The organism is Streptomyces sp. NBC_00386 (genome assembly GCF_036063235.1).
Lineage (GTDB): Bacteria > Actinomycetota > Actinomycetes > Streptomycetales > Streptomycetaceae > Streptomyces.
This window is the reverse complement of the sequence record NZ_CP107950.1, coordinates 7,759,918-7,776,429: the sequence shown is the minus strand read 5'-3', so window position 1 is coordinate 7,776,429 and position 16,512 is coordinate 7,759,918. Positions and strand designations below refer to the sequence as shown.

Below are 16,512 nucleotides of genomic sequence, written 5' to 3'. Positions count from 1 at the left end.
CTCAGATGTACCGCCCGTCGAACCAGGCACGGGCCGCCAGGGTGTGGAGCGGGAAGGCGAGTTCGGCGGGCCGGCGCAGCAGATGCCAGCCTTCCGTCTCGTCGGTGGCGGCGGACAGCGGAAGTTCGGCGGCGGGGCGTTCCGGGAGGAGTCCGAAGAGCAGCAGATGGCCCGCCGGAGAGCTCATCGCGTCGGCGAGCCGCACTTCCCTGCTCGCCGCGTCGATGCCCGTCTCCTCCTTGAGCTCGCGCACGACGGCCTGCCGCCAGTCCTCCCGGTGGTCGATGAACCCTCCGGGCAGGGCCACGCCCCCGCGCGCGGGGGCGATGGTCCGGGTGATGACGACCAGGGCGGCACCCCGGTCGTCGTAGACGGGCTGCAGGGCCACCGCGACCGGCAGCGGATTGCGGTAGGCGACCGTGCCGCAGGCGGCGCAGGTGCGGGGCCAGCCGGAGATGCCCTCTCCGTAGGGGGCGCCACAGCTCGAGCAGTGCGAATCGGGCGCGAAGTCGGCAGGTGGGTGCGGGGTTTCGGACACGCCGCGGACTGTAGTCCATCACCGAACCGACGTCTTCGGGTTGGGCCCGATGAGGCGCCCGAGGTGGAACGGCTCGGTCGGGGCGGATGAGGCGGCCGAGGCACACCCCGCGCCACGGTCCGCTGTGGCTGGTGCTCCGGCGTCCGCAGGCACCCGTCGGTCCGTGCGGACGCCCTGCCCAATCGCCTCCCCTCGTGGCACACTTCTGACGATCCGTCAGATCGAGTGTCCTGGAGGAACCGTGTCGCGCACACGTACACCTGTCGTCACCGGGTGGTTCACCGGGGAAGGGAACGACTTCCGCCTGCTCGGCACACGGTGCTCGGTGTGTGCCTCGGTGTTCTTCCCCCGCGAGGACGCCTTCTGCCGCAATCCGGAGTGCGCGGGCGGCGAGCTGGCGGAGGTGCCTCTGTCCCCCCGAGGACGCGTCTGGTCCTACACGGACAGCCGGTACCGGCCTCCGTCACCGTATGTCACCGATCCGGAACTCGAATGGGAGCCCTACGCGTTGATCGCCGTGGAACTGGAATCCGAGCGCCTCGTGGTGCTCGGCCAGGCGGTTCCCGGGATCACCGTCGCCGATCTGACGGTGGGCATGGAGGTGGAGGTCGTCCCCGGTGTGCTGCACGAGGACGAGGAGACGACCTGGACGACGTGGCACTGGCGGCCTGCAGAGGTGACGGCATGAAGGACTCGGGGCGGACGGGGGTGACGGCGTGACCGGTGATGTGGCGGTGCTGGGTGTGGGGATGCACCCGTGGGGCAAGTGGGGGCGCCGTTTCGTCGAGTACGGGGTCGCCGCGGCGCACGCGGCACTGACCGACGCGGGGATCGGCTGGCGGGACGTCGACTCGGTCGTGGGCGCGTCCACCGTGCGCGGAGGCTATCCGGGGTACGTGGCGGGGGCGACGTTCGCGAAAGCCCTGGGGTGGCAGGGAGCACGCGTGGCGAGTGTGTACGCGGCCTGCGCCTCCGGGGCGCAGGCGCTCGGCACAGCACGTGCCCAGATACTCTCCGGCCTCGCCGAGGTGGTTCTCGTGGTGGGCGCGGACGCGGCACCCAAGGGGTTCTTCCGCCCCGCCGGCGGGAACCGGCCGGACGATCCGGACTGGCTGCGCTTCCGTGTCCTCGGGGCGACGAATCCGACGTACTTCGGGCTGTACGCGCGGCGCCGGATGGCTCTGTACGGCGACACCCCGGAGGATTTCGCCCAGGTGAAGGTGAAGAACGCGGCCCTGGGCGCGCTCAACCCCAACGCCCGCTACCGCAAGCCGGTCACGGCCGAGGAGGTCGCCGCGTCGGCCGTGGTCGCCGATCCGCTGCGACTGCTCGACATCTGCGCGACCTCGGACGGCGGCGCCGCCGTGGTGCTGGCCGGCATGGAGTTCGCACACCGGCACGGGGTCGCCGACCCGGTGCGGATCCGCGCGGTGTCGACCGTGTCGCCGCACTACCCGAACACCGTGCTGGATCTGCCGGACATCGCCACGGACTCGGCGGCCATCGTCGAGCCCGCGGCCGGGACCTTCCGGGCGTCCATCGCCCGAGCGGCTTACGAGGAGGCCGGCATCGGCCCCGAGGATCTCTCGTTCGCGGAGGTCTACGACCTGTCGACCGCGCTGGAACTGCAGTGGTACGAAGACCTCGGACTCTGCGGGGAGGGCGAGGCCGCCAAACTCCTGAGGGAAGGCGCCACGGCACTCGGCGGACGCATACCGGTGAATGCCAGCGGCGGTCTCGCCTCCTTCGGAGAGGCCGTTCCGGCGCAGGCCATCGCCCAGGTGTGCGAGCTGACCTGGCAGTTGCGCGACGGTGCGGGTGACCGGCAGGTCGCCGGGGCGCGGGTGGGGATCACCGCGAACCAGGGGCTGTTCGGCCACGGCTCTTCGGTCGTGGCGGTTCGGTAGCCATGCGGCGGCCCTCACTGGACCGGAGAGATCCGGAGAGATCCGGAGAGATCCGGAAGACCCGGCCGGCCCACGGTCGGCTGCTCCCTGTGACACCCCGAGCGCCTTGTCCGACAGGGGCCGCACCGCCCGCGTGTCACTCCGGGGGAGTCGATGCGTGCGGCACGCCCGGAGCCTCCTCCACACCTACTGTGACGACCCCGGAATCCTGCGTGAACACCTCGTGAATCGCCCACCGGCGTACGCCGTCGGCGGGACCATGCTGCTGTGCCCTCCTGGACGGATATGGTCCGTTTCGCCTTCCAGCCGGTCGTCAATCTGACGACCGGAGGGATCGCGGCGCTGGAGACGCTCGCCCGTCCGGAGTCCGGCGACATCCTGGCGCGGGCCCGCCGCGAGCCCGAACTGGACGGCCGGCTGGCCGCGTTGGCCATCCGGGCCGCCGCCCGCAGGGAGACACTGCTCCCCCTGCACGTCAACGTGTTCGCCGGAACACTGGCCGACCTCGGCCGGCTCTCCGCGCTGCGCAACGAGGTACGGCAGGCCGGGCGGCTTCCCTGGGAGATCACCGTCGACATCGTCCCGCCGTACACGCACGTGCCGCAGCACGCCCTGCTGGAGGCGGTGGCCGCCGTGCGCGGCGAGGGCTTCCGGATCTGCGCGGACGGGATCGGCGACGGCGACATACCGCTGCGCCTGCTCACGGATCTCGCCCCGGAGCTGATGAAGCTCGACGTGTCCCTGCTGTCGCGGCCCGCGGCGGTCCGGGCGATGCGGACACTGTGCGAGCAGCTCGGCGCGCTGCTGTCCGTCGAAGGCGTCGAGACGGAACTGCAGTGCGCCGCCGCGGTGTCGGCGGGCGCACAGCTCGCGCAGGGCGATCTGTTCGCCCCGCCCGCCCGGCTGCCCTCGGCGGACGTATACGTTCCGGCGCTGTCGCCCGCCGTCCGCGGCGTACCCCGGTCCGGGCCGTCCGTGGGGCAGTTCGTCCGCCCGGCCGCGCTGCTGCCGGCCACCGCGTCGGCCGGAGAGGTCAGAGCCCTGCTCACCGGGTCGCCCGACGTGTCCGGTGTGCTGCTCGTGGATCCGTTCGGGATACCGGTCCGATCGGTGCACCGGTCACGCTTCCTGCTGTCGATGTCCGGGCGCTACGGGCACGCCCTGTACGCCGACCGGCCCGCCGCCAAACTGGGTGACGCGCCACGTACGGTCGGCGTCGACGCCACGGCCTGGGAAGTGCTCGACGTCGTCGCGGACGGGGACCGGGACCGTACGTCCGACGATGTCGCGGTCGTCGACCGGTACGGGCGGTGCGTGGGCGTCGTACGCCTCGCGGACCTCGTACGGGCGCTGTCGGAGAGCCGGGTCGAGGAGGCGGCGGGGCTCAACCCGCTGACCCGGCTGCCTGGTTCGGACACGATCACCGGGGAGGTGGACCGGCGGATCGCGGACGGCCGGATGTTCGCACTGAGCTGGCTGGACATCGACCATTTCAAGCAGGTCAACGACGGAGCGGGGTTCGCGGCCGGCGACGAGCTGATCCGGGCGGTGGGCCGGATGCTCCAGCACTCGGCGTCCGAGGCGACGCTGGTCGGCCACATCGGCGGCGACGACTTCCTGGTCCTCGCCGACCCCGACACCCTCGACCCGCTGGCCGCGTCGGTGCTCGACACACCCTGGTCCGCGGGCGGCCGCGCGGTCACGCTGTCGCTGGCCACGGTGCTGTGCGCGCCCGGCAGCGTGATCGACCACCGGCAGGCGGCCACCTCTCTGGCACCCCTCAAGCAGGCCGCCAAGGCCCTGGACGGGGCGAGCTGGGTGCTGGGGCGGGCGGGGCTGCCCGGGCATGAGATCCGGCGCGGTACCGGTACCGGTACCGGTCCGACGGAGTCGTACGGGCAGACGCTGACCGGCTGAACCGACCGAGCACCTCGCCCCGCCCGACCGGACGAACATCCGATCACCTGACGGACCGACTGTCCGATCACTCGACCGCCTGATCATCCAGCCGCCTGACGAGCGATCCCATGGCCGTCTGGCCGAAAATGGTCCACTCATACGGCGTCGGCACCCCTCCGCGGCACGTCCATTTCGCGCCTCCAACCAGTGCGGTCCACGACCTTGACGCCCCCTGGGCGTCGGTGAACACTTCCGGGTGTCGTCGGCATCGCCGCAATCGGGCGCCATCAGGCACCTCACCGCTCGGGCTCCGACCCGTGCCCAGGGCCGTTCCCCACGGGCGATTCCACAGCGACTGCACGCTCGTCACGGACGCCGGGCGGGGCGCGGGAACTCCCTGCCTTCAGCTGAAGTAGCCATGGGAACGCACTCTGCACGGTGACCCGGAGCGGATCGTTCCGGGCGAGAGTCCAGGAGCCGCCATGAGCAACGGAGACATCTTTGTCGGCGAGTTGATCGGCACAGCGATTCTGATTCTCTTCGGCGCGGGTGTGTGCGCCGCTGTCACCCTGAACAGATCGAAGGCCCAGGGAGCGGGCTGGATCGTCATCACCTTCGGCTGGGGCTTCGGCGTCCTGGCCGGTGCCTACACCTCGGCGCCGCTGTCGGGAGGGCAGATCAACCCGGCGGTCACCATCGGGTTCGCGATCGAGGGTTCCACGAAGTGGTCGGACGTGCCCTTCTACATCCTCGGCCAGTTCGCCGGCGCCGTCATCGGCGCGGTCCTGTGCTGGCTGCTCTACCTCGGACAGTTCAACCTCAACGCCGAGGACGACAAGGCCGTCGAGACGCTGGGAATCTTCTCGACGCGTCCAGAGATCGACAATCCGGTACAGAACCTGATCACCGAGATCATCGCCACCGCCGCCCTGATGCTTCCCATCCTCGGACTCGTCGGCGGCGGCAAGCACGTCGCCGGCATCGGCGCCGCGGGGCTGCCGGTCCTGCTCATCTCCTTCCTCGTCGTCGGCATCGGTCTCTCGTTGGGCGGCCCCACCGGGTACGCCATCAACCCGGCCCGCGACCTGGGGCCGCGCCTCGCCCACACGCTGCTGCCGATCCCCAACAAGGGCACTTCGGAGTGGAGATATTCCTGGATCCCGGTGGTCGGCCCGATCGCGGGTGCCGCCGTCGGCGCCGGGATCTACAACGTGGCCTTCTGACGTATCGCCGCCACCCGAAGTGCGGCCTCCTGACGGGACAGCAGCCTCCTGACGAAGAACACGTAAGGGGACGACATGACGGACACATCCGAGAAGTACGTCGCCGCGATCGACCAGGGCACCACCTCCAGCCGCTGCATCATCTTCGACCACGGCGGCGCCATCGTCGCCGTCGACCAGCGCGAACACCGCCAGATCTTCCCCAAGCCGGGCTGGGTGGAGCACGACGCCACCGAGATCTGGTCCAAGGTGCAGGCCGTGGTCGCCGGAGCGCTCGCCAAGGCCGGACTGCGCCCCGACCAGCTCAGCGCGCTCGGCATCACCAACCAGCGCGAGACGACGGTTCTGTGGGACCGGGCCACGGGCAAGCCCGTCCACAACGCCATCGTCTGGCAGGACACCCGCACGTCGGCGCTGTGCAACGAACTGGGCGGCCCGGACGGCCAGGACCGCTTCCGCGAGCAGACCGGACTCCCGCTGGCGAGCTACTTCTCCGGGCCCAAGGCGGCCTGGCTCCTCGACAACGTCCCGGGCCTGCGCGCCCGCGCCGAGCACGGTGAGATCGCCTTCGGCACCATCGACTCGTGGCTCATCTGGAACCTCACCGGCGGCACCGACGGCGGGCGGCACGTCACGGACGTGACCAACGCCGGGCGCACCATGCTGATGAACCTGGACACCCTCCAGTGGGACCCGTCCATCCTCTCCGCGATGAACATCCCGGAAGCGGTGCTCCCGGAGATCAGGTCCTCCGCCGAGGTGTACGGAACCGCCGTGGGCCAACTCGGCGGTGTGCCGGTCGCGTCGGCGCTGGGCGACCAGCAGGCGGCGGTCTTCGGCCAGGCCTGCTACGACGTCGGCACGGCCAAGAACACCTACGGCACGGGCAGCTTCCTGCTGTTGAACACCGGCAACAGGCCCGTTCCGTCGAAGAACGGACTGCTGACCACCATGGGCTACAAGATCGGCACCGAGGCCCCGGTCTACTGCCTCGAAGGGTCGATCGCGATCACGGGCGCCCTGGTCCAGTGGTTCCGGGACCAGTTGGGCATCATCCGTTCCGCCGACGAGATCGAGACACTGGCGGCGAGCGTCGAGGACAACGGCGGCGCGTACATCGTGCCTGCCTTCTCGGGTCTGTTCGCCCCCTACTGGCGCTCGGACGCGCGCGGCGTCATCACGGGTCTCACGCGCTACGTCACGAAGGCGCACCTCGCGCGCGCGGTCCTGGAAGCTACGAGCTGGCAGACGCGTGAGGTCGTGGACGCCATGTACCAGGACTCCGGAGTGCAGATCACCACCTTGAAGGTGGACGGTGGCATGACCAAGAACAATCTGCTGATGCAGCACCAGGCGGATGTCCTCGGCGTACCCGTGATCCGTCCGAAGGTCTCCGAGACGACCTGTCTGGGTGCCGCGTACGCGGCGGGGCTCGCGACCGGGGTGTGGAACGACCTCGACGAACTGAAGTCGCACTGGCGGAAGGACGTCGAATGGACGCCGTCCATGGAGGCCTCGGTGCGCGACAGCGAGTACGGCAACTGGCGCAAGGCGGTGGAGAAGAGCTTCGGCTGGCACGACGACACCGTCGAATGACCCCGGCGCCCACGCGCGTGTGTCTGACGTTCGGGTGAGGCACGCGCGCGTACATGGCCGCGGCCCGTACCCCGGTCGGCGGGGGTACGGGCCGCACCCAGGCGACGTGGCGGCCGCGGGGTCGTGCGTGCGTCAGGTCGTGACGGCCTCACGGGCGGCGGCCGCCTGCGCCATGGCGTGCTGGACGACGCGGATGAGGACCTCCTTGACCGACTCGCGGTCCCGCGCGTCGCACAGGACGACGGGCACATCCGGGTCGAGGTCGAGGGCCTGGCGGACGGCGTCCGCGGGGTAACGGGACGCGGCCTCGAAGCAGTTGACTCCGACCACGAAGGGGATGGAACGCCGCTCGAAGTAGTCGACCGCGGCGAAACAGTCCTCCAGGCGGCGGGTGTCGGCCAGCACGACGGCACCCAGGGCACCGGTGGCGAGCTCGTCCCAGAGGAACCAGAAACGGTCCTGTCCGGGGGTCCCGAACAGATAGAGCACCAGGTCCTCGCGGAGCGTGATCCGGCCGAAGTCCATGGCGACGGTCGTGGTGTGCTTGCCCTCCACACCGCTGATGTCGTCGATGGGCCGGCCCGCCTCGGTGAGGACTTCCTCGGTGCGCAGCGGCCTGATCTCGCTGACCGCGCCGACGAGGGTCGTCTTGCCCACGCCGAAGCCGCCCGCGACAAGGATCTTGAGCGTGACGGGCTCGACCGGAGGCTTGCCGCGCTCAGAACGCCCGAAGATCATCGATCTCTTCTCCTGCTGTGTGGGGGTCGTGCGACGGTGGGCCGTAGCCCCCGCCGCCGGGGGTTTCGATGACGAGTACGTCTCCGGGTCCGACGTCCGCCGCATCGCTTCCGCCGAGTTCTGTGACGGTGCCGTCGGCGCGCTCGACCCGGTTGACACCGAGAGCACCGGGCCCGCCGCCCGCCATGCCGTACGGCGGCACCCTGCGGTGCTGTGAGAGCGTCGAGACGGTCATCGGCTCCAGGAAACGGATACGTCGTACGGCGCCGTCGCCGCCCCGCCAGTGTCCGGGGCCGCCGCTGCCGTGTCGAATCGCGAACTCGTCGAGCCTGACGGGCAGTCGCCACTCGAGGACCTCGGGGTCGGTGAGCCGCGAGTTGGTCATATGGGTCTGCACGACGGGAGCACCGGGGAAGCCGTCACCCGCGCCAGAGCCGGAGGCCACGGTCTCGTAGTACTGGTGGCGCTCGTTGCCGAAGGTGACGTTGTTCATGGTGCCGGAGCCCTCGGCCTGCACGCCCAGGGCCCCGTAGAGGGCGCCGGTGATCGCCTGGGACGTCTCCACGTTGCCGGCGACCACGGCGGCCGGGGGCTCGGGGGCGAGCATCGATCCCGGCGGCACCACGATGCGCAGGGGGCGCAGACAGCCGTCGTTGAGCGGGATGTCGTCGTCCACCAGGGTGCGGAAGACGTACAGGACCGCGGCGTTGACGACGGCGAAGGGCGCGTTGAAGTTGGTGGCGAGCTGTGCGGACGTACCCGTGAAGTCGACGGTGGCCGAGCGTGCCGCGCGGTCCACGGAGACACGGACCCGGATGACCGCCCCGGAGTCCGTCTCGTAGGCGCACTCTCCGTCCTCGAGCGTGTCGATGACGCGGCGCACGGCTTCCTCCGCGTTGTCCTGGACGTGCCTCATGTAGGCCTGGACGACGTCGAGCCCGAAATCCTCGATCATGCGGCCGACTTCGTCGACGCCCTTCCGGTTGGCGGCGATCTGGGCACGCAGGTCGGCGAGGTTCGTCTTCGGGTTGCGCGACGGGTGAGGCGGCGCGGTGAGCAGGGCCAGTGTCTCCGCCTCCCGGAACCGTCCGTTCTCGGCGAGCAGCCAGTTGTCGAAGAGGATGCCCTCCTCGTCGATGGTCCGGCTGTTCGCCGGCATGGAGCCCGGGGCGATGCCGCCGATCTCCGCGTGGTGGCCGCGCGAGGCGACGTAGAACAGGATCCGCTCACTCTCCGTGCCGAAGACCGGGGTGATCACGGTGACATCGGGAAGGTGGGTGCCGCCGTGGTAAGGGTCGTTGACGGCGTAGGTGTCACCGGGCCGCATGGTGTCGCCGCGCCGCCGGACGACCTCCTGCACGCTCGTGCCCATGGAGCCCAGGTGGACCGGGATGTGGGGGGCGTTGGCCACCAGGTTGCCGTCGGGGTCGAACAGGGCGCAGGAGAAGTCCAGGCGCTCCTTGATGTTGACGGACTGGGCGGTCGATTCGAGTCGGGCGCCCATTTGTTCGGCGATGGACATGAAGAGGTTGTTGAAGACCTCGAGCAGAACGGGATCCGCTTGCGTGCCGAGATCGGAACTCTCCGTGACCGTCGCGCGTTCCATGACCAGATGCCCGTCGTCGGTCGTCGCGGCCCGCCAGCCGTCGTCGACGACGGTCGTCGTGCCTGCCTCGGCGATGATCGCGGGTCCGTCCACGGTCTCACCGGGCGGGAGTTCCTCGCGGCGGTGCAGGGGCACTTCGCGCCAGGAGCCGTCGGTGTGGAGTCGGACGGTCGGCGCGGTGGCCGGGCAGGACGCGGGTCCGGCTTCGCGCGGTGCGAGGTCGGAGAGGTCGGGGGGTTCGGTGAGACCGGTGGCTTCCACGGAGAGGGCTTCGACGACGACCGGGCGGTCGAGGGTGAAGGAGTAGGTGGCGCGATGACGTTCTTCGAAGGCGTGGGTCATGGTGTCGGGTTCGGTGAGCTCGACGGTCAGTGCCGTGTCCGTGCCGTCATAACGGAGCTGGGCCCGGCGGGTGATCCGGATGCGGTGTTCGGGGACGTCCTCACCGAGGAGTTCGGCGCGGGTGGCGCTTTCCAGATCGTCGGCGGTTTTGAGGATGCCGGGCATCGAGGACGGTTCGAGGCGCGCTTCGACGGACTGTTCGCGCATGGCTGTGGTGTCGGCGAGTCCGATACCGAGGGCGGACAGGACGCCTGCCATGGGCGGGACCAGGACGGTGCGGATGCCGAGCGAGTCGGCGACCATGCACGCGTGCTGGCCGCCGGCGCCACCGAACGTGGTGAGCGCGTAGCGGGTGACGTCGTGGCCCTTCTGTACGGAGATCCGCTTGACGGCGTTGGCGATGTTGGCCACGGCGATCTGCAGGTAGCCCTCGGCGACCTGCTCGGGGGTGCGGGCGTCGCCGGTCCTGTCGTGGATCTCTCGGGCGAGGGCCGTGAACCGGTCCCGGACGAGAGCCTCGTCGAGGGGCTGGTCCCCGCCGGGGCCGAACACTTTCGGAAAGTGGGCGGGCTGGACGCGGCCGAGGGCGACGTTGGCGTCGGTGACCGTCAGCGGACCGCCGTTGCGGTAGCAGGCGGGTCCGGGGGCGGCTCCGGCCGAGTCGGGGCCCACGCGGTAGCGGGAGCCGTCGAAGTGGAGCACCGATCCACCGCCCGCGGCGACCGTGTGGATGTCGAGCATGGGGGCCCGCAGCCGGACCCCCGCGATCCGGGTGGTGTAGGTCCGTTCGTAGTCTCCGGCGAAGTGGGAGACGTCCGTGGACGTTCCTCCCATGTCGAAGCCGATGACGCGGTCGTAGCCGGCGAGCTGCGACATCCGGGCCATGCCGACGATGCCGCCCGCGGGGCCCGACAGGATGGCGTCCTTGCCGCGGAACTGTCCGGCCTCGGCGAGGCCTCCGTTGGACTGCATGAACATCAGCCGTACGCCCCGGAGTTCGGCGGCGACCTGCTGGACGTAGCGGCGCAGCACGGGCGACAGGTAGGCGTCGACGACGGCCGTGTCACCGCGCGGCACCAGCTTCATCAGCGGGCTGACCTCGCTGGAGAGGGAGACCTGCGGGAAGCCGACACGTGTCGCCAGCTCGCCCACGGCCTGTTCGTGGGCGGGGTGGAGATGGCTGTGCATGCAGACCACGGCGACCGCGCGGATGCCGTCGTCGTACGCCTCCTGGAGGGATGCGGCGAGTGCGTCCAGATCGGGGGCACGAAGGACGGTGCCGTCGGCGGCGATCCGTTCGTCGACCTCGATCACGCGTTCGTGGAGCAGTTCGGGGAGTTCGATCGCGCGGGCGAAGATGGCCGGGCGGTTCTGGTAGGCGATGCGCAGGGCGTCGCGGAAGCCCCGGGTGGTGACGAGGAGGGTGCGCTCCCCCTTGCGTTCCAGAAGAGCGTTGGTCGCGACGGTGGTGCCCATGCGGACGGCGTCGATCCGGGCGCCCGCGTCGTCCTCTTCGCCGCCGAGGAGTTCACGGACGCCCGCGACGGCCGCGTCGGCGTAGCGGTCCGGATTGTCGGACAGCAGTTTGTGCGTGAGCAGCCGGCCGTCGGGGCACCGCGCGACGATGTCCGTGAAGGTCCCGCCCCGGTCGACCCAGAACTGCCAGCCTGTCACGTCTGTTCCCCGTTTCCGCCGAGCTCAGAGCGCCCGGAGGCCGCTGATCACGTCGCGCAGAATACTCTCGTCCGGCAGTTCGGCAGGGGGAACGGGACGTGTCACATGGACCATTTCGTCATCCACCAGGTCGCCGATCAGGACCCGCACCACTCCGATGGGCAGATCGAGCTCCGCCGCGAGTTCGGCGACCGACTGGGGGACACCACGGCAGAGTTCGACGATGTCCACGTGTTCCGGGGACAGCGAGTGGTCCGCCTCGGGATCCTCGGCATGCTGTTCCGTGACCACCAGCGCGATCAGATCGAGGCGGTGCTGGGCCGCGCTGGTGGTGCGGCCGCGGGTCATGGCGTACGGGCGGACCACCGGTCCCGCCTCGTCGTCGAACCAGTGGCGTCTTCCCTGACCGTCTCCGCTCATGTCATCCCACTACCCGCCCGAGGGCAGATCGGTGCGCGGGCTGGAGGCCAGATGCACGCCGACCCGCTTGACGAGCAGCGTCATCTCGTACGCGACCTGGCCAACGTCGGAGTCGGCGTCCGAGAGGACGGCGAGACAGCTGCCGTCGCCGGCGGCCGTGACGAACAGGAAGGCCTCGTCGAGTTCGACGACGGTCTGGCGGACACTGCCCGCCTCGAAGTGCCGGCCGACGCCCTTGGCGAGGCTGTGGAAGCCGGAGGCGACGGCGGCCAGGTGTTCGCTGTCCTCCCGGGTGAGGTCCTTCGAGGCCCCGGTGGGAAGGCCGTCGCCGGAGAGCACGATCGCCTTGTTGATACTGGCGACGCGGTCCACCAGTTCGTCGAGCAGCCAGTTCAGCTCACCGGACACATTGCTGGTCTCGGTGGGCCCTGCGGCCTTCGGTGCGGTCATCGACCATCCCCCTTTGTCGTTCCTCGTGCTGAGCCGTCCTGGGCCTGGTCGCCCTCGGCGTTCTCTTCGCGGCCGCGCTGCCAGCCACGCTGGAGCGAGGCCATACGGCTGCGTACTTCTTCGGCGTCCCGTTCGGCGGGGTCCGGGCCCGTGCCGTCGCGGCCCTTGCCGCGCTCGGCGAGCCGTGCCGGTCCGTCCTTCAGCTGCGGGGCCAGGTTCGCCTGCCGGACACGCCGTGGCAGCGGGGCCGTACCCGCTTCCGCCTGCCCCGCCGCGGTGTCGCGGCGCAAAGTCGTTTCCTCCGGGCTCGCGGCGGACGCCGTCGTACGAGTGCGCCGGGGCAGAGCCGGGGCGTCGTGGCGGCCCGGTGCGTCCGGACGGCCGGTGCCCTCACGGAGACCGGGAGTTCCGGGAGGTTCGGGTGCCTCGTGGAGAGCGGGTCGCCCGGGTCCGCCGATGGCTCCGCGTGCCCCGGTGGCACCGGAGCGTTCACCGCCGCGCCGGACCGAGGCGGCGGATCGCTCGCCGCGCCGCTTGGGCAGTGGCTTCGTGCCTTCGAGTTCGGGCACACGGTGTTCCCGGTGATCCGCGTTCTCGCCCGGTCCGGGGTCCCGCCGCGTTTCGAAGTCCTGGCTCGTGCCCTCGTCCGCCTGGTCGCGCCAGGATCTGGTCGTCGTGACCGGACGGCCGTGGGAGCTGACGAGCTTGGGGGTCCCGCGTCGCGGCAAGGGGACCGGAGTGCCGTCCGGACGGTCGTCTTCCCCCGGGCCGACGGGCTCGTCGCCGTCGCCGGTCTGCTGGTGTCGCCCCGCGGGAACCCCGGTGATCGAGCGCCGCGGCCGGAACAGTCCTCCGCGTTCGCTGTCGTCGTCACCGAGAGAGCCGGGGAATCCGGTGAGCGTGTCCAGGTCGACGGGCGCGTCCAGCTCGACGGGGCCGTCGAGGACCGAGGCGGGCAGACCGGGCAGACGCGCCGACGACTCGGTGAGTGCCGCGCCGGCCCGCTCCTGGGTCTTGCGCTCCTTGGCGGGCAGGGCGCGGTCGAGGCGGAATCCGATGCCGTTGGTGTCCGGGACGTCGTCGGTGAGCAGTGCGTCCGGCATGAAGACCACCGCGGTGGTGCCGCCGTACGGGGAAGGCTGGAGCGAGACGCGGACGTTCTGCCGCTGGGCGAGCCTGCTGACCACGAAGAGGCCGAGCCGGTCGGTGTCGGAGAGTTCGAACTCGGGAGTCTCGGCGAGCCGCAGGTTGGCGTCGAGCAGCGCCTCGGCGGTCATGCCGAGGCCGCGGTCGTGGATCTCCAGGGTGAAGCCGTTGGCGACGCGTTCACCGACGACGTGGACGGCCGTGTGCGGCGGCGAGAACACCGTCGCGTTCTCCAGGAGCTCGGCCACGAGATGGGTGACGTCGGCGACGGCGGGACCCGTGACGGCGACGCGCGGCAGTCGGCGCACCTCGACGCGTTCGTAGTCCTCTACCTCGGCGACGGCGGCGCGGACGATGTCCATGAGCTGGACGGGCTTGCGCCACTGCCGGGACGGCGCCGCGCCGGACAGGATGACGAGTCCCTCGGCATGGCGACGCATGCGGGTGGTCAGGTGGTCGAGGCGGAACAGGTCGGCGAGTTCGTCGGTGTCCTCGGTCCTGCGTTCCATGGTGTCGAGGAGGGTGAGCTGCTTGTGGAGCAGCACCTGGCTGCGGCGCGCGAGATTGACGAAGACCTCGGAGACACCCTCACGCAGTTCGGACTGCTTGACGGCCGCCTCGACGGCGGCGCGCTGAAGGGTGTTGAGGGCCTGGCCGACCTCACCCATCTCGTTCCTGTCGTACTCAAGGCGCGGCACTTCGGTCTCGACGTCGACCTGCTCACCCGCGGAGAGCCGGCGCATGACGCTGGGAAGCCGTACACCGGACGCCTCGTGGGCTTCCATGCGCAGGCGTCGCAGGTCGCGGATGAGGCTCCGGCCGATGCGGACGGACATGACGAGCGAGATCAGCAGGGCGATCAGGCCGACCACGCCGGCGCCGACGGCCTGGAGGATGACGCCCATGGCCACGGGCCTGACGCGGTCCCGGTAGTGGTCGCCCGCCCGGTCCTCGAGTTCGCCGAGCTCGGCGAGCACATGCCCGGCCGCGCCGTCCCAGCTCTTCGCCGTGACGCCGCTCGGCGAGCCGTCCGCGGAGGCGGCGACCGCCTGTTCGGCCGCACGCAGCGGCCCGGTGCCGGCGTTGCCCCAGTAGCGCTCGAAGCGGGTGCGGTCCGCGGCGGGAAGGAGCGGCAGGCTGATGTCGTACAGCAGCGTGCGCTGGGCCACGAGGTCGGAGACTTCGCGGAGTTCGTCCCGGGTGATGTGACCGGCTACCAGTGCGGAGCCGAGAAGGGCGTCCTCACGGGAGAGCAGTTCGCGGGCGCGGGACACGTTGACGAGGGCGCGGCTCTCCTTGTCCAGTTCCACGTCGTCGACCACGTGCAGGTTGGCCAGCAGAACGTAGCAGGGATCGATGAGACGGTCGTAGAGGCCGAGGGTCTGGACGCGGTCGAAGGTGCCGTCCTCGATGCCGCTGCGCAGCGAGGAGATCCCGTCGACGGCGTCCAGGAGCGAGGTGAGGTGCTCCGCGGTGCCCCCGCCGAGTTCCTGGCGCACGCTCTTGTCCTTGGCGTTCCTGCGGACCTTCGCCAGGACGCGGTCCGTGGCGCCACGGCTGCGCTTGAGCGCCGCGAGCCCGTCGGACGCGCGAGGATCGGCCAAGTAGACGAGTGTCTGGCGGCGTTCCCGCTGGAGAACCCTGACGGTGTCCTCGGTCGGGTAGCCGATCTTCTTCACGACTTCGGAAACGCTGAAGAGCTGGCTGGCCTCACGACCCGTGAGCAGGGTGGCGAAAGCCCAGATCGCGGCCAGCGACACCAGGGGCACGAGGAGCAGCGCCACAATCTTCCGGCGGATGGACTTCCCGCGAAAGCGCATGGCCTCCCCCAGCTCGACCCCCTCCAGGCCGGGGGTACACATGTGCGTCAACAAACGGCGTGAGCCTACTACTGACACGGAGCCGACTCGAAGAGCGTCCGGAGGGTGATTCCGGCTCGACGGGGAACGAGACATGGGGAGTTGTCCGTTCATTGGGGGAGATTGCTCCCCTGGATATGGCAGTTGGGGCCGGATCCCATCGGATCGGGGAACTTTGTCAGTTGGCCGAAATTCTTCGCTCGGCGGGAATCTTCGGGGCAGGTCGTTCGTCTGTCTGTACGGGAATTGGGGGCGGAATCGGCCACAGGTGCCGCATGACGCGCTCAGTCGGCGTAAAAGAACGCAAGCCGGGCAGCCACTGGGGGGCGGGGGTCGCGAGACAACCCGTGCGAGAGGACTGCTGGGCGGTGGGGAGTGACAAGTTGATGGGCACGGCGGAGCGGAGCGGGTCACCCGCTGCTGAGGTTGCGACACGGAAGGCGGCACAACTGGCCACCCGGGCACCGGATGACGGCATTCCGGCAGCAGGGCAAGGCCGTCCGGACGCGCGGTCGGCGGCGGGCAGGCCCGGCACGGCGGACCTCCAGGACACCGCCCCCGACAGGGGCGGCCGAGCCGAGGAGAAGGGCGCTGCCACGAACGGATACGAGGACCACGAAGAGCGGGCGTACTACCGGCCGTTGTGGATCGAGGAGCCCGCGCGCAAGCGCCGATTGCCCGATCCGGTGCGTACGTCCGCCGTGCGTGCGGTGCTCGTCATCTCGGTCACGCTGATACAGGCCGTGGTGGCGTTCCTCTGCACGATGGCGGAGGTCAGGCTGGCTTTCCCGATGGTTCTCAGCAGCGTGGCCAGTACGGTCGTCGCCACCTGGGCCGCCCTTGACGTCTGGGTGACGCGGCAGGTGTGGAACCAGCGGAACGGCGTGGTGTCGGTGCCGAGCAGCACGGCGCGGGCGCTCCGGCGCGAGCGCCGCAAGGCCAGGCGTCAGGCACGGATCACCGCGCGGGCCCAGGAGCGGATACGCAGGCGGGGCGGGGCCGGACAGTTGTCGCACCCGTAGCGGAGCGGCAGCCGCCGACGTCGGTTATCACGACTCAGGCGTGTGGGGAGCGGCCGCCGGACAGTTTCGCTCCGGCGGCCGTGCCGGGAGGA

General features: G+C 70.4%; 12 protein-coding genes. 6 read left to right on the top strand and 6 right to left on the bottom strand.

Annotation, left to right across the window (positions count from 1 at the left end):
* Position 1 precedes the first annotated feature (1 nt).
* Positions 2–538 (bottom strand): NUDIX domain-containing protein, encoded by a 537-nt coding sequence (locus tag OG780_RS34180; RefSeq protein ID WP_328454716.1) that lies wholly within the window; start codon positions 536–538, stop codon positions 2–4.
* Between the two features lie 241 nt (positions 539–779).
* Here OG780_RS34180 and OG780_RS34175 point away from each other — a divergent pair, with 241 nt between their 5' ends.
* From OG780_RS34175 to glpK, 5 genes are all read left to right on the top strand, one after another.
* Entirely contained in the window at positions 780–1,226 is a 447-nt protein-coding gene (locus tag OG780_RS34175; RefSeq protein ID WP_328454714.1) for a Zn-ribbon domain-containing OB-fold protein, read from the top strand.
* Positions 1,227–1,254: 28 nt separating this feature from the next.
* A complete protein-coding gene (locus tag OG780_RS34170) occupies positions 1,255–2,445 on the top strand; it encodes a lipid-transfer protein (protein WP_328454712.1) in 1,191 nt (396 codons plus the stop codon).
* A gap of 267 nt (positions 2,446–2,712) precedes the next feature.
* Positions 2,713–4,362: a GGDEF domain-containing protein gene (locus tag OG780_RS34165; RefSeq protein ID WP_328454710.1), complete on the top strand. Its 1,650-nt coding sequence runs from the start codon at positions 2,713–2,715 to the stop codon at positions 4,360–4,362.
* A gap of 464 nt (positions 4,363–4,826) precedes the next feature.
* Positions 4,827–5,567 carry an MIP/aquaporin family protein gene (locus OG780_RS34160; protein ID WP_328454708.1) on the top strand — a complete coding sequence of 247 codons (741 nt, stop codon included), beginning with the start codon at positions 4,827–4,829 and terminating at the stop codon, positions 5,565–5,567.
* A gap of 75 nt (positions 5,568–5,642) precedes the next feature.
* Positions 5,643–7,163: a glycerol kinase GlpK gene (glpK, locus tag OG780_RS34155; RefSeq protein WP_328454706.1), complete on the top strand. Its 1,521-nt coding sequence runs from the start codon at positions 5,643–5,645 to the stop codon at positions 7,161–7,163.
* A gap of 132 nt (positions 7,164–7,295) precedes the next feature.
* Here the strand turns inward: glpK and OG780_RS34150 are convergent, their stop codons facing one another.
* From OG780_RS34150 to OG780_RS34130, 5 genes are read right to left on the bottom strand one after another with little or no spacing between them, the layout of a single operon-like run.
* The gene (locus tag OG780_RS34150) at positions 7,296–7,901 is read right to left on the bottom strand and encodes a GTP-binding protein (protein WP_328454704.1); all 606 of its coding nucleotides are present in this window, start codon (positions 7,899–7,901) and stop codon (positions 7,296–7,298) included.
* On the bottom strand, positions 7,882–11,523 hold the full coding sequence (locus tag OG780_RS34145; protein WP_328454702.1) for a hydantoinase B/oxoprolinase family protein: 3,642 nt from the start codon (positions 11,521–11,523) through the stop codon (positions 7,882–7,884). Before OG780_RS34145 ends, OG780_RS34150 begins: the two co-directional genes overlap by 20 nt.
* Positions 11,524–11,547: 24 nt before the next feature.
* On the bottom strand, positions 11,548–11,943 hold the full coding sequence (locus OG780_RS34140) for a DUF742 domain-containing protein (RefSeq protein ID WP_326789003.1): 396 nt from the start codon (positions 11,941–11,943) through the stop codon (positions 11,548–11,550).
* 9 nt (positions 11,944–11,952) lie between these two features.
* Positions 11,953–12,393 (bottom strand): roadblock/LC7 domain-containing protein, encoded by a 441-nt coding sequence (locus tag OG780_RS34135; protein ID WP_326789002.1) that lies wholly within the window; start codon positions 12,391–12,393, stop codon positions 11,953–11,955.
* Positions 12,390–15,359, bottom strand: a complete 2,970-nt coding sequence (locus OG780_RS34130; RefSeq protein ID WP_328458594.1) for a nitrate- and nitrite sensing domain-containing protein — start codon at positions 15,357–15,359, stop codon at positions 12,390–12,392. Before OG780_RS34130 ends, OG780_RS34135 begins: the two co-directional genes overlap by 4 nt.
* Before the next feature lie 407 nt (positions 15,360–15,766).
* Between OG780_RS34130 and OG780_RS34125 the strand changes: the two genes are divergently transcribed.
* A complete protein-coding gene (locus tag OG780_RS34125) occupies positions 15,767–16,420 on the top strand; it encodes a hypothetical protein (protein WP_328454701.1) in 654 nt (217 codons plus the stop codon).
* Positions 16,421–16,512: the final 92 nt, after the last annotated feature.